This is a genomic window from Vibrio sp. MACH09 (genome assembly GCF_033238805.1).
Taxonomy (GTDB): Bacteria; Pseudomonadota; Gammaproteobacteria; order Enterobacterales; family Vibrionaceae; genus Vibrio.
Genome location: NZ_BSFZ01000002.1, coordinates 553400 through 566677, shown reverse-complemented (window position 1 = coordinate 566677; position 13278 = coordinate 553400). Strand labels below are relative to the sequence as shown.

The following is a 13278-nucleotide window of genomic DNA, read 5'->3' as shown; positions in this document are numbered from 1 at the left end:
CAAAGCATTGTGCTGCAATTACAAAATATATGCCCATGAGCAATGTTATTAAACATTCATGCAAACAATAAATACTTGTTGCAAGCTTGTTATGAATGATATTTATAACAATAATCACATTGTGTTATGTATTAGAGCTTTGAAAGAAAAGCAATTATAGGTAAACTCTGATTACTATATTAATAAATTCTTACATACTATTATAAAAACAGAGTTTTCAGGAGTTGGCAGGTGAATGCGAGAGCAAGCATGGTAAAACGAGAAAATCGAATCGATGTTAAGAACGAGCCTGCTATTAATGGCACAGAAAGTACCATGAACAGTACTGATGCTATTGATATGGTTAGCCATGGCAGCGAATTAACCATCAACCTAACAACCCCTGTTGGCATTCGATATTTAGGTAAAACCAAGTTTATTGGAACCCATTCTGACAACTTTATGCTGTTAGAAGTGCCAGAACTCTCCGATGATGACTTTGCCTTCTTTTTTCAAGAAGGCTTTTGGATGAATGTCCGTGCCATTTCTCAAAAAGGAGAAGGGGCGCTAATACATTTCCGTAGCCAAATCATGCATATTTTGCTTGAGCCTGTGCCAATCATTATGATCTCCATTCCCGGCATGATGAAAATTAACCAGTTACGTAAAGAACCTCGTTACGACGTCAACCTCAAAGCGCACGCTGTCACCGAGTCACTCAGACTTGAATGCGAAATTCGTGACCTATCCAAAGGGGGCTGCCGATTTATCACTAGCCCTCTAGCCAAGCACTTTGATGTCGGGGATTATATTACCGTTAATATCCCCACTCCTAACGGTTCTAAAGTACAACTCTCACCACTTTCTGGAACCATATGTAACCTTCAGTCATCGATGCATTACGCAAAGTACGGTTTAAAGTTTGATGAAGAAGGCCTTAAGAATGTTCAAGGTATTTTGAGTCACTTGAAATTTGATGGGGTAAAACTGTCACTAAAACTGTAACTATCTTCGGTTATGTCGCTGGCAATAATATTTAACCTCCAACAACAATAGCAGCAGGAGAACACTGTCCCCCTACTGCTATTAGTTTCTAACTTTTGTCTCTTCAGTAAAGTTAGTAACCACTTACTTTCTTAATGCGTTAAGTTTAGCCTGAGCTATACCGAACACAGTATTAATAGGATAACTTCCCTCTTCGCTCGCTTGACCGGCAGCTTTCCCTGTAAAGAGCTCAATCGCTTCTGATACATGGTCAATGGCCCAAATATGAAACTCTCCCTTTTCTACCGCCTTAACAATGTCTTTTCTCAACATTAAGTTCTGACTATTGGACTTAGGAATAATTACACCTTGCCCCTGACAACGACCTTTTATGGTACAAACATCAAAGAAACCTTCTATCTTCTCATTGACGCCACCTATGGGTTGAGATTCACCAAACTGGTTCATAGAGCCGGTAATGGCAATATCTTGTCGGTTTGCTTGTTTAGAGAAAGCAGAAACGACAGCACACAGTTCTGCCATACTGGCACTATCCCCATCTACGCCACCATATGATTGCTCAAATGTGATATTTGTTGTTAATGGGATTTTGGCGGTTTTACCAAAAACAGACGCCAAATAAGCAGACAGAATCAGCACGCCTTTGGAGTGAATGCTGCCACCAAGGTCAACATTACGCTCAATATCGATCACCTCACCCTGTCCATAGCTTGTTGTTGCAGTAATACGATTAGGTGCACCAAACATATGATCACTGGTGGACAAGACGGACAGTGCATTCACTTGCCCTATGGCATCGCCTGAAGTATGAATAAGCGTGGTGCCATTATGGAAGCTTTCCATCACGTGATCTTGTAACCGACCCACTCGCATCTGCTGATTATCTAGAGCTTGTTCAACATGACTCGCCCGAATTAAGTTAGACCTAGCATTTTTAGCAACATAATTGGATTCACGCAGCAAGTTAGCAATGTGGGCAGAATGCAAAGAGAGCTTCTTCTGATCTCCCGCTATGCGTGAACTGTGTTCGATAATTCGGCTAATCGCCTTTTTATCACAATGAAGCATGCCGTTATCATGCACAATGCTTGAAATAAAGCGGGCATAGTGCAGTTCCGACTCCTCTGTTCGTTTCATCTCATCTTCAAAGTCAGCCGTAACCCGAAATAGTTCACTAAACTCTGGATCATAATGCTGTAACAGTTGATATGTTCGATAGTCACCAAACAATATGATTTTAACATCGAGTGGAATCGGCTCAGGGTCAAGCGAAACCGCCCCTGTTAAGGTTAGCTCTTTTTCTAACGAAGTTAAGCTCAATTGACGAGAACGAAGTGCCCTTTTAAGACCATCCCACACGTATGGTTGCTCAAGTACTTTAATGGCATCCATAAGCAAAACACCGCCGTTTGCTTTATGCAAACTGCCGGGACGAATAAGAGAGAAATCGGTAAACACCGTACCTTTGAACGTTGCGGTTTCGGTATAGCCAAAGAGAGAATGGTAGTTGGGATTCTCTTCAACAACGATTGGAAACTCATCTGAAGATTGACTCACTAGCACGTTAACTTTATAGCGACGAGGAAGCTTTTTCTCCAGAGAAGCAGAAGCAATTTCCCCTTGCTCATCCCCCTCCTCTAAGAAGATTTCAACGTTCTCAACAATATCTTTCTGTAGGTCGGTAAGATGTTTTTTAATGGCACCATAACCGAGATATTTCTTCTTCAACTCCTTAATAAAATGAGTGATCACTTCTAGTGTCACTTCATCATTTAACTTCTGTATTTTTTCGCTGTATTTCTCTTCCCACTCGGTCAGTTGACGCACCATCGTTCGTAGTTGGATCTCTAGCGCATCAATGTTCTCACCAAACAGTAACTGTTCTTTAGCTGAGAGCGCATCAAAGCTCTCCTCCGTATGCAGATCTTCACCATTCATGGCGATAAACTGATAATCACCTTGGGTGGTTAATGTTAAGCTAATGCCCTTTTCTTTCGCCTGCTTGCTAATGACTTCTAGCTCGCCTTGCTGCTTATGCGCTAATTGACTCTTTAGCTTTTCCGCTCGAGTAAAGTACATTTCATTGTCAAAGGCCAGAGGAAGTGCTTTCACTAGCTTCACTAATAACTTTTCAATGTCTTGCTTAAACTTATTGCCCATCCCTAATGGTAGCTTAAGCACTTTAGGTGTACGGATATCATCAAAATTGGCGACATAACACCAATCATATAATGAGTCGGCTTCATGCTGGTGGCGGCTAAGATATCGCAAAATCATCGTCCGCTTACCAAGACCGTTTCTGCCAATGGCGTAAATGTTGTACCCCTTTTCCTTGATGGACATTGCAAACTCAACGGCTTTTTGTGCCCGTTCCTGTCCAACGATCTCATCAATAGGGCTGAGTTCTTTTGTGGATTTACACGGCAAGTTTTCTAGTTTTGCTTCAAAATACAGATCTTGTGGAGTCAACGAGAGTGTCGGCATTATCACCTCCAGAAATAGCCATTCCATTCATTAATAAATGGCGAAAGCACAAAGACATACCTTCAGTGTAGTGGTAATTATTATATTTTTTAGTGATTTAGGTGCAATTACTGTTTAACTGCGCAGAAGATGAGCAATTCACCACAACAGGATCCTTTTTCTAGCAAAAGATCTAATGTGATCTTGCTCCATATTTTTGTTAGAGATTGAAGTAGATCACACTATATATAGTGTTTATTGTTCACATTTTATACTAGACATATACAATATAGCCTCTTTAAAATTCCCCCTAGAGACCACTTAAATTTCGATGCGACAATTTTTAACCGGCATAAAACTTGAAGATATGGCAGACATTAACCAAAACCGAAAAAAGAAATTTCGGTTGATGTTTAGTTCTGTGTCTGTGGTTTTTCTGGCGGGTTATGGTTGTATCAACTGGCTACTAGACCGTGAAATTTTTGCCATTACTAACTTTGCCGGAGCGCTGCTTTGCGCCGTGTACTTTGGCTACCTATGCGTTAAAAAATACAGCGATCACCACCCAACACTCTTCAACATTGCGATGCTGCTGAATGCTGCCGTTAACTTAATCTTCCCTGAAGGTACTGTTTTTTGGGTATTTCCCATTCTCGCAGGGGTGATCATCATTAACGATTTTAAACAGGCATTAATAACCAGTACCTCCTTTATCGCAGTTTCCTCCGTTTACTTATACTTTAATGACTTTAGCTGGGTGAATTTCAGCACCCATCGTCTCCCTGCAGATAGATTCATTTTTAGTTTAACCGTGATGTGTTTTATCGCGCTGGTTTCCAACTACTACTACTACAAAGCAATAGACTACTTACAAGGACTGTACCAAGAAGGGATAGATCAATTAGCTTATCGAGATCGTTTAACAGGCTTAGCAAACCGTTGGAGTTTTGAAACATGGGCGAAACAGAAGCTCATTGAGCAGGCATCAAGCGATTCAATATCGGCTCTGCTGTTTTTAGACATTGATAACTTTAAGTTTGTTAATGATACCTATGGTCACGATACAGGTGATAAGTTATTGCAGCACTTTGCTACTCGCCTATCTGGCAACATGCGCCACAGAGATCGAGAAACCGAGGAACAAGATTACTCCGTGGCTCGTTATGCGGGGGATGAATTTATGCTTCTGCTATATGACATTCCGACCATGGATGACGTAAGAGCCATTGTTCATCGCATAAACACGTTATTTGAAGACGATTTAAAGCAGGATAATTATGACGCGAATCTAACCTTTAGTATTGGCATTGCAGTCTATAAACAAGATGCGGATGAACTTGAAGAGTTAATTCGATGTGCTGATAAGGCGATGTATGAAGCCAAAAAACTGGGTAAGAATCGATTCCGTTTTTATCAATCCTCACAAAACGAGCAAAGCAAAGATCCTATATCCCATTTACATATAATGTAAATGAAGAAGCGACTGGCTAACCACTCGGGAACATAAACGCTACCCACAACCAAAACGCACCTAACGTTAGAGACCAGATTAACACTCTCAAGAATGACAGTTCAGGCATGCGCCTTTTTGTCTGCAAATCTTGCTGTTTCTTTAGCTCAGCTTTTGCTTTAGCAATCGCTTCTGCTCTCTTCAATTGTGGGTTTAACGCGGCTTTGTACAGCTCTCTTTGCTCTCTGCGCTCTTCTGCTTTATTGGCGACATCTGAGTATCGTCGGCGCTGGTTGTTAGTCAGTTCCTTATTTGGATCATAACTTTTACCTGGATCAGTATGCATTCTTGTAACTGCCATCATCCCCCCTTTACTTAGCGACACCTGATTAAATTATAGTCAGAAAATCCCATCCATGATACCTCAGGATAATCTGCAATAAAATCAAGGCAAAAAAATACCCGGTCAGACTAGCTTACCGGGTATTCATCAATGTCAGCGTTGTGATAATTTACAACTCTTTAGATATCGTATGTCCTTTCGGCAAATCGTGAGCAATACCTTTGTGACAATCAATACAAGTTTGACCTTGATCTTCAGCTTTATCATGAATCTGCGCCGCCACAGGCTTTTGAGCTACGTAATCCATAAACTCAAAGTTATGACAGTTACGACACTCTTGCGAGTCATTAGCCTTCATACGGGCCCATTCTCGAGACGCCATTTCAAATCGATGATCTTCAAACTTTTTACGCGTATCAATTGTGCCAAACACTTTCCCATAAAGTTCTTTACTTGCCTGAATCTTACGGATCATTTTCGGCCCCCACTCTTTAGGAACGTGACAATCCGGACAGGTTGCACGTACTCCAGAGCGGTTAGTGTAGTGAATCGTTCCTACATACTCTTCGTAAACATTATCTTCCATTTCATGACAGCCAATACAGAACTCTTCTCTGTTTGACATTTCCATGCCGGTGTTAAAACCACCCCAGAAAATAATGCCACCTACAAAACCAATGACCAGTAGCGTACCCAGAGCCAAATGGCTAGGTTTACTGAACCACGCCCAAAAGCGTTTTAGCATTCCCATAGAGCCCCCTACTGACCGAATTTACCAGCTGGCTTAAACTCATTCTCTACCAGTGGTGTTGCATCTACTTGAGTCACGTGACACTGTAGACAGAAATAACGACGCGGTGCGACTTCCGTCAGGATCTTATTATCACGATCCATATAGTGAGTAGGACTTACACGTGGCGCATCTGCTTTACGATAAGTACTTACATCGTGACATTCTAAACAGCCGTTATTACTTGGATTCAATTGCACTTGGCCAGTTTCATGTGGAATAAGTGGTGGCTGATGAACATAGTCCAACCCTAACTTATCCTGACTCTTTGGCACTTTTTTGATCTTTGCAATTTCATTATTATCACTAATACCCTGATCGCCTCGAAGTGATGTCACTTCGGCGAATGCTGCCGTACTTACTAAAGCCGCCAGCATTGCAGACACGACAAACTTACTCTTCATATTTAGCTCCAGTTCTTATTCTAAATTCGAATACCTTTTCAGCACAGACATCAATACAGCGACCGCAACTAATGCAATCTTGACTCATGACTTTCCTGTCACCTTGCTTCAACGGTTGTCTCAATATTTTCGGTTCCGGACAAACGTTGTAGCAATCCATACAGTTGTTGCACTGCTCCCTATTAGTCGCAGTTACTCGCAATAAACTGTAGCGACCGATAACACCATAAGTAGCCCCTAGTGGACATAAGTGACCGCACCAAGCATGCTCAACAAGGAGCAGATCGATAAGGAACACCAGTAAGATTAATACCCAGCCTGCACCCATACCAAAGACAAGACCTCGGTGTAATGCAGAGACAGGATCTAACCATGTCCATAAGAGAGTGCCAGATACGGCACTTCCCACTAGGATTGCGGCGAGCAACCAATAGCGCAGCGATGATGGCCATTGATAGCTTGCTTTCAGCCCTGTTTTTCTTCGTATCCATGCCGCGAAATCCGTTACCAGATTCATAGGGCAAATCCAACCGCAGAACATTCTTGGTCCTGCAATCGCATAAAACCCTGCGACGATTAAACCACCTAAAATGGCTGTTGTTTCGGGCCAATAACCCGTTGCGATCGTTTGGAGCAATAGTAGAGGATCTGTCATTGGAACGACGCCCAGCAATTCACTGGATGACATGTTCCCGGTCAAGATTCCCCACGTTGGGCCCATAATAAACAAACCGATTACCGAGAGTTGGCATAAGCGACGAAGAATGAGAAAACGGTGTGAAATCCACCAACCTAACTCTTCTGTTGCTGCTTTGCCTGCATCTTTCGCATGATTCTTAGCCATTTACAAACCTCCCTTTGAGCCTTCCGGCTTACGAGTCGGTAGTGTTAATTGCTCTGGAATCAAGCTTTCTCCACCATGTTTGGCTTTCTCTTCCCAGCCTAAGCGATAGTGATGACCAAGCTCACCTTTCGCTAAACTGGTTGGAACAACCTTGATCGCTGTTTCTTCCAACACACACGCTTCTTCACATTTTCCGCAACCGGTGCATTTATCCGATTGAACGGTTGGAATAAAGCTAGCATGTACTCCTGTACGTTGATTTCGTATCGGTTCAAGAGTAATGGCTTCATCTATCAGCGGACATACTCGGTAGCAAACATCACAACGCAACCCTTGCCAGTTTAAGCATGTCTCATGGTCGATAAGAACCGCAGTTCCCATTCTCGATTTTTCTATATCAGTTAAACCTTTATCGAGCGCGCCACTTGGGCAAGCTACGACACAAGGAATATCTTCACACATTTCACACGGTATGCTTCTCGCGGTGAAATATGGAGTCCCTGTTGCTACTGGCGAAATCATCGTCGCCAGCTTTAAGGTGTCATAAGGGCATGCCTGAACACACAAACCACATCGTAAACATGAATTTAGAAACTCTTCTTCATCTAATGCACCGGGTGGGCGAATTGGCACACCCGATGTATTCGCTTTACTCTGTTTGGTCTGTAGGCCAAGCACTGTCGTTGCGGCACCAACCCCAACTGCTGTTCGAAGAGCGTCTCGCATGAAACGCCTTCTACTGGCCGATGGTAAAGAATGTAAGATTTTCATTCTTCACTGCTCCCTGACAACAACTAAGCCTTCATTACCTTAACAGCACATTTCTTAAAGTCGGTCTCTTTCGATAGCGGATCCGTTGCATCAAGGGTTAGCTTGTTAGTCAACTGACCGGCATCAAAGAATGGCATGTAAACCAGACCTTGTGGCACCTTGTTACGTCCACGTGTTTCAACGTGGCTGGTAACTTCACCACGACGCGAAGCAATGGTAATTGCATCACCACGACGTAGTCCGCGCTTCTTCGCATCCAGTGGGTGCATGTACACTACTGCATCTGGGAAAGCACGATATAGCTCAGGTACACGACGTGTCATAGAACCTGTGTGCCAGTGTTCAAGAACACGACCGGTACATAACCACAGGTCGTACTCTTCATCTGGTGATTCCGCTGCTGGTTCGTAAGGAAGAGCGAAAATAACCGCTTTCTTATCTTTCTTACCGTAGAACGAGAACTCTTCACCTTTATTTACATATGGATCATACCCTTCAGCATAACGCCATAGTGTTTCTTTACCATCAACCACAGGCCAACGAAGACCACGTGCCTGGTGATACATATCGAACGGTGCTAAATCGTGCGCATGACCACGGCCAAAGTAGGCATACTCTTCAAACAGACCTTTCTGTACGTAGAAGCCGAAATCACGAGATTCATCGTTCAATTGACCTTCAGCGAGTTCATCCGTGCTGAACTTATCAACTTCACCGTTAGCGAACAGAACTTCAAATAACGTTTTGCCGGCTAATTCTGGTTTTTTGTCAATCAACTCTTGCGGCCAAACTTCTTCAACTGTGAAGCGTTTGGAGAACTCCATTACCTGCCACATATCAGACTTAGCTTCGCCCGGTGGAGATACTTGCTGGCGCCAGAACTGAGTACGACGCTCTGCATTACCGTAAGCACCCTCTTTTTCTACCCACATAGCTGTAGGAAGAATCAAGTCAGATGCCATAGCCGTGACGGTTGGATACGGATCTGAAGTAACAATAAAGTTAGCTGGATCGCGGTAGCCAGGGTAACGCTCTTCGTTAATGTTCGGACCCGCTTGCATGTTGTTGTTACATTGAACCCAGTAAGCATTCAGCTTACGGTCTTTCAACATACGGTCTTGAAGTACTGCGTGATAGCCAGGTTTTGCTGGAATGGTTCCTGCTGGAATGTTCCATTTAGTTTCACACATTTCACGGTGTTTAGGGTTCATTACCACCATGTCTGCAGGCAGACGGTGAGCAAACGTACCAACTTCACGAGCGGTACCACATGCTGATGGTTGACCTGTTAGCGAGAACGGACCACAACCTGGTTTAGAGATCTTACCGGTTAGTAAGTGAATGTTATAAACAAGGTTATTTGCCCATACACCACGAGTATGCTGGTTAAAGCCCATTGTCCAATAAGAAACTACTTTCTTACTTGGATCCGCGTACATTTCCGCTAACTCTTCAAGTTGATCAATAGGCACACCTGATAGTTCTGAAGTGTACTTTGCATCATACTTAGAAACGAACTTAGCGTAGTCTTCAAAGCTCATTGGCTTAGACTTTTTGCTACCTGGGTTTTTCGCCGCTTTCTCAAGTGGGTGAGTTGGACGTAAGCCGTAACCGATATCTGTTTCACCTTCACGGATATTAACGTGCTTATCCATAAAGTCTTGGTTCACTTTATTATTAGAAATAATATAGTGCGCAATATAGTTAAGAATCGCCAAGTCAGTTTGTGGGGTAAAGATGATTGGATTATCTGCTAGCTCATAAGAACGGTGTGTATAGGTAGATAGTACCGCTACACGTACATTCTTATCAGACAAACGACGATCCGTTAGACGTGACCACAAAATTGGGTGCATCTCGGCCATGTTTGATCCCCAAAGCACGAACACATCGGCTTTTTCAAGATCATCATAACAACCCATTGGCTCATCCATACCGAAAGTACGGCCGAAACCAACTACCGCAGACGCCATACAGTGACGAGCATTCGGGTCGATGTTGTTAGAACGGAAACCGGCTTTGTACAGTTTTGCCGCGGCATAACCTTCCCATACTGTCCACTGACCAGAACCGAACATACCAACAGAAGTAGGCCCTTTCTCTTTCAGCGCTTTCTTAAATTTGTCCGCCATTACATCAAAGGCTTCATCCCAGCTCACTGGGGTGAACTCACCTTCTTTGTCGTAAACACCATCGGTTTTACGCAGTAATGGTTGAGTCAAACGGTCTTGTCCGTACATGATCTTAGGTAAGAAATAACCCTTGATACAGTTCAAACCACGGTTTACAGGTGCATCAGGATCACCCTGAGACGCCACTACGCGACCATTTTGTGTACCTACTAGAACACTACAACCCGTACCACAGAATCGGCAGGGTGCTTTGTCCCAATTTACTTCATTATCCTTTCCAGCGGCTTGAGCGATCGATGTAGGAAGCACAACTCCCGTGACCGATGCCGCAGCTACTGCTGCATTTGCTTTCAAGAAACTTCGTCTACTGACACTCATTTTTGCTTCCTCAGTCAAGCTCAACTTGCTCATCCATTTGATGGAAAACCAAGGTTGCTGCTAACACCCCTGGCAATTGTTTAATCTCTTCAAAACGATCCGCGAGACTGTCACGGCTATCACCTTCGATGACAACCACTAACTTACCCACTTCACTAGTACCCGGTACTTCCGCACCCGGCATCTGCTCGATGGCGGACTTTACCGTTTCGAGTTGGTCTGCCGCAGCGTGAACTGCCAAACTGCTAACGTGATAACTCATTTTCACTTCCTGTTTGTTTAACCTGTATTGCATTCGAAGGACATGGCTTAATACAAGCACCACATCCTGAACAATCTTTCTCATTTAAAATAGGTTGAGCGGTACCACCTATCTGTAACTTAAAACGAATAGCTGCATAGTCACACATCTCTCCACACACCCGACACTCAACCCCTTTTTTGGCTAAGCAATTGTCATCAATCGCAACAACTTGCGACCATGCAGGTTCAGTTCGGGAGAGAAAGAGAGGCTCAGGGCAGACATCCGCGCATTTTTCACAGAACGTACATTCACCCAGTTTGAAATTGACTTCAGGGAACCCTGCCTCACCTTTAAAAATGATGGCGGTTTCACAGTTTTCGATGCATTTACCACATCGAGTACACCCATCAATAAATGCTTGCTCTTTTACAAGCCATGGCATACGTTGTGGCGCTGCAATATCAATATGAGTTTTCGGTGCTCTGCTAAACAAACGGCGTCGTGCTAGATCAACCAATGCTTTCCTCGGTAACTGCTCTAATTACAGTATTGTTATTTACATCTTGTAAGTGATTTAAAACAAAACAACTTTTTTCCACTTACTTCATTATTTTTTTACTTATTGTTAATAACTTTAGTCTAAGATTTGCATTGCGTGAATAAATACCCCATAAGGGTTAAATAAGATATAGACTTGAGCGAGATCAATAATTGAAGTGGCTTTAGTTCACACAATAAGCAATTCTAAAACGGATAGGAGAAGCGTCTTGCGGAAAGCACAAAAATCAATCACTCAAACTATCGCAAGAGCAATGACCCTCATTCTTCTGCTGTCAGTGACAACCACCAGCATTACTCTCTACTCGCTCTACTCCAACCTCGACGACGCCGAAGCGATTAATATTGCGGGTTCTTTAAGGATGCAAAGCTACCGGTTAGCCTTCGATATTGAGACACACTCAGAGCAGTTTGTTGAGCATCTCATTCACTATGAACGCTCACTCTATTCGCCAACCCTGAGTGGGATTGATAAATGGTTTACCCCCAGCTCATTAGTCGAAAACTATCATCAACTTCTGGCCAGATGGAGAGCGCTACAACCTGCCTTGCAATCAGAAGATAAGGATGTTTACTTAGTCGGTGTGGCTGAATTTGTTAACCAAATTGATCGATTTGTTTACGAACTACAGGAATTTTCTCAACTCAAATTACAGCTTCTATCACTCGCTTATGGGTTTGGTTTTTCATTGATACTGGTTACTGCTTTTTATGTGATCTACTTTTCACAACGTAAAGTGGTAAAGCCATTGCAACAATTAATGGTGGCAAGTAGCGAAGTTCAGTCAGGTAATTTTGGTTTTAAAGTACGGCTAGATAGCCAAAATGAATTAGGTATTTTAGGCAACGCCTTCAATGGCATGTCTTCTGAGTTAGAGAAGCACTACTTGGAGCTTGAGCAAAAGGTAGCGGAAAAAACCCACCGCCTCGAACATGCCAAAAATTCTCTAGAGGTTCTATACGGTTGTCAGCAAGAGTTGTCCGCCAGTCAGCTGAACGAGCAAAATTTTAGAAATATGCTCGACTTGTTACAAGCCACCGAAGGGATCACCGCCGTTCGTATGACGGTAGAAGAGTCAAACGCAAAATGGTCAATCGAGACGGGCACACCAACCTTAGACGAGTGGCATTCAGAGCCATTAAAACTGGATGATGACGTGTTAGGAAGATTGGAATGGCAGTTTATACTACCCTGCCCTGATCAAGAGCTGATCACCAATGTCTCTCACATTATGTCGCGCGGCGTATACTACAACAATGCCCAAAAGCAGACTCAACAATTACTGCTTATGGAAGAGCGCGCCACCATTGCCAGAGAGCTGCATGACTCCATCGCTCAATCACTCTCTTATCTTAAAATTCAAACCACGTTACTCAATCGCAGCATTGCCAAAGAGAACATCCCACAAGCACGCGACACTGCTAAAGAGATCGATACTCAGCTTAGCGCAACCTATACTCAGTTAAGAGAGTTGCTTAGCACCTTTAGATTGACCATAGGCAAAGCAAATTTGGGCGAGGCGTTGCAAGAATTGCTTAAACCATTAGAAGAACAGACGGATGCTAAGATAACATTGGATAATAAGCTGGCGTCCATTTCGCTGAGGGCCAACCATCAAGTGCATGTTATTCAGTTAATTAGAGAGGCCGTTCTTAACTCTATTAAGCATGCCCAAGCGTCAAATATTCGAGTAAGTTGCCAAGAGAAAGGTGGCATTGTAAATATCAATATCACTGACAACGGCACCGGGTTCTGCACCGAAGTGGAAAAGCTAAATCACTATGGTTTAACTATAATGGCAGAAAGAGCAGATCGCCTTCAGGGCGATTTACATATTAATAGTAAACCAGGAGAAGGCTGCACAATTCAGCTACTTTTCCCATTACAGATGTAATATCAAGCCTCACAACGAATGG

12 protein-coding genes are annotated in these 13278 nt (G+C 43.2%); 3 read left to right on the top strand and 9 right to left on the bottom strand.

What is annotated here, in order from left to right; all coding sequences use genetic code 11:
- Positions 1-231 precede the first annotated feature (231 nt).
- A complete protein-coding gene (locus tag CHJ_RS17815; protein WP_411861572.1) occupies positions 232-984 on the top strand; it encodes a flagellar brake protein in 753 nt (250 codons plus the stop codon).
- A gap of 123 nt (positions 985-1107) precedes the next feature.
- Here CHJ_RS17815 and CHJ_RS17810 read toward each other — a convergent pair whose 3' ends face one another.
- On the bottom strand, positions 1108-3468 hold the full coding sequence (locus CHJ_RS17810) for a Lon protease family protein (RefSeq protein ID WP_171753391.1): 2361 nt from the start codon (positions 3466-3468) through the stop codon (positions 1108-1110).
- A 310-nt stretch (positions 3469-3778) separates the two neighbouring features.
- Here CHJ_RS17810 and CHJ_RS17805 point away from each other — a divergent pair, with 310 nt between their 5' ends.
- Positions 3779-4918: a GGDEF domain-containing protein gene (locus CHJ_RS17805; protein WP_317918477.1), complete on the top strand. Its 1140-nt coding sequence runs from the start codon at positions 3779-3781 to the stop codon at positions 4916-4918.
- Between the two features lie 16 nt (positions 4919-4934).
- Here the strand turns inward: CHJ_RS17805 and CHJ_RS17800 are convergent, their stop codons facing one another.
- From CHJ_RS17800 to napF, 8 genes are all read right to left on the bottom strand, one after another.
- A complete protein-coding gene (locus CHJ_RS17800; protein WP_317918476.1) occupies positions 4935-5243 on the bottom strand; it encodes a hypothetical protein in 309 nt (102 codons plus the stop codon).
- A 166-nt stretch (positions 5244-5409) separates the two neighbouring features.
- Positions 5410-5991 (bottom strand): cytochrome c-type protein NapC, encoded by a 582-nt coding sequence (napC, locus tag CHJ_RS17795; protein ID WP_171753388.1) that lies wholly within the window; start codon positions 5989-5991, stop codon positions 5410-5412.
- Positions 5992-5999: 8 nt separating this feature from the next.
- Positions 6000-6434, bottom strand: a complete 435-nt coding sequence (locus CHJ_RS17790; RefSeq protein ID WP_171753387.1) for a nitrate reductase cytochrome c-type subunit — start codon at positions 6432-6434, stop codon at positions 6000-6002.
- Complete coding sequence (napH, locus tag CHJ_RS17785; protein WP_171753386.1) at positions 6424-7278, bottom strand: quinol dehydrogenase ferredoxin subunit NapH; 855 nt, start codon at positions 7276-7278, stop codon at positions 6424-6426. The genes CHJ_RS17790 and napH overlap by 11 nt, the downstream gene beginning before the upstream one ends.
- The gene (gene napG, locus CHJ_RS17780; RefSeq protein WP_171753385.1) at positions 7279-8049 is read right to left on the bottom strand and encodes a ferredoxin-type protein NapG; all 771 of its coding nucleotides are present in this window, start codon (positions 8047-8049) and stop codon (positions 7279-7281) included. It lies immediately after the preceding gene.
- 23 nt (positions 8050-8072) lie between these two features.
- The gene (gene napA, locus CHJ_RS17775) at positions 8073-10559 is read right to left on the bottom strand and encodes a nitrate reductase catalytic subunit NapA (protein WP_171753384.1); all 2487 of its coding nucleotides are present in this window, start codon (positions 10557-10559) and stop codon (positions 8073-8075) included.
- 10 nt (positions 10560-10569) lie between these two features.
- Positions 10570-10821 (bottom strand): chaperone NapD, encoded by a 252-nt coding sequence (locus CHJ_RS17770; RefSeq protein WP_253822083.1) that lies wholly within the window; start codon positions 10819-10821, stop codon positions 10570-10572.
- Positions 10805-11320 carry a ferredoxin-type protein NapF gene (napF, locus tag CHJ_RS17765; RefSeq protein ID WP_171753382.1) on the bottom strand — a complete coding sequence of 172 codons (516 nt, stop codon included), beginning with the start codon at positions 11318-11320 and terminating at the stop codon, positions 10805-10807. Before napF ends, CHJ_RS17770 begins: the two co-directional genes overlap by 17 nt.
- Before the next feature lie 250 nt (positions 11321-11570).
- Between napF and narQ the strand changes: the two genes are divergently transcribed.
- On the top strand, positions 11571-13256 hold the full coding sequence (gene narQ, locus CHJ_RS17760; protein WP_171753381.1) for a nitrate/nitrite two-component system sensor histidine kinase NarQ: 1686 nt from the start codon (positions 11571-11573) through the stop codon (positions 13254-13256).
- The last annotated feature ends 22 nt before the right edge of the window (positions 13257-13278 follow it).

Coding starts and splice junctions, on each gene's coding strand:
- CHJ_RS17810 (WP_171753391.1), bottom strand. CDS start 3,468: ATGCCGACACTCTCGTTGACTCCACAAGATCTGTATTTTGAAGCAAAA.
- CHJ_RS17805 (WP_317918477.1), top strand. CDS start 3,779: ATGCGACAATTTTTAACCGGCATAAAACTTGAAGATATGGCAGACATT.
- CHJ_RS17800 (WP_317918476.1), bottom strand. CDS start 5,243: ATGCATACTGATCCAGGTAAAAGTTATGATCCAAATAAGGAACTGACT.
- napC (WP_171753388.1), bottom strand. CDS start 5,991: ATGGGAATGCTAAAACGCTTTTGGGCGTGGTTCAGTAAACCTAGCCAT.
- CHJ_RS17790 (WP_171753387.1), bottom strand. CDS start 6,434: ATGAAGAGTAAGTTTGTCGTGTCTGCAATGCTGGCGGCTTTAGTAAGT.
- napH (WP_171753386.1), bottom strand. CDS start 7,278: ATGGCTAAGAATCATGCGAAAGATGCAGGCAAAGCAGCAACAGAAGAG.
- napG (WP_171753385.1), bottom strand. CDS start 8,049: ATGAAAATCTTACATTCTTTACCATCGGCCAGTAGAAGGCGTTTCATG.
- napA (WP_171753384.1), bottom strand. CDS start 10,559: ATGAGTGTCAGTAGACGAAGTTTCTTGAAAGCAAATGCAGCAGTAGCT.
- CHJ_RS17770 (WP_253822083.1), bottom strand. CDS start 10,821: ATGAGTTATCACGTTAGCAGTTTGGCAGTTCACGCTGCGGCAGACCAA.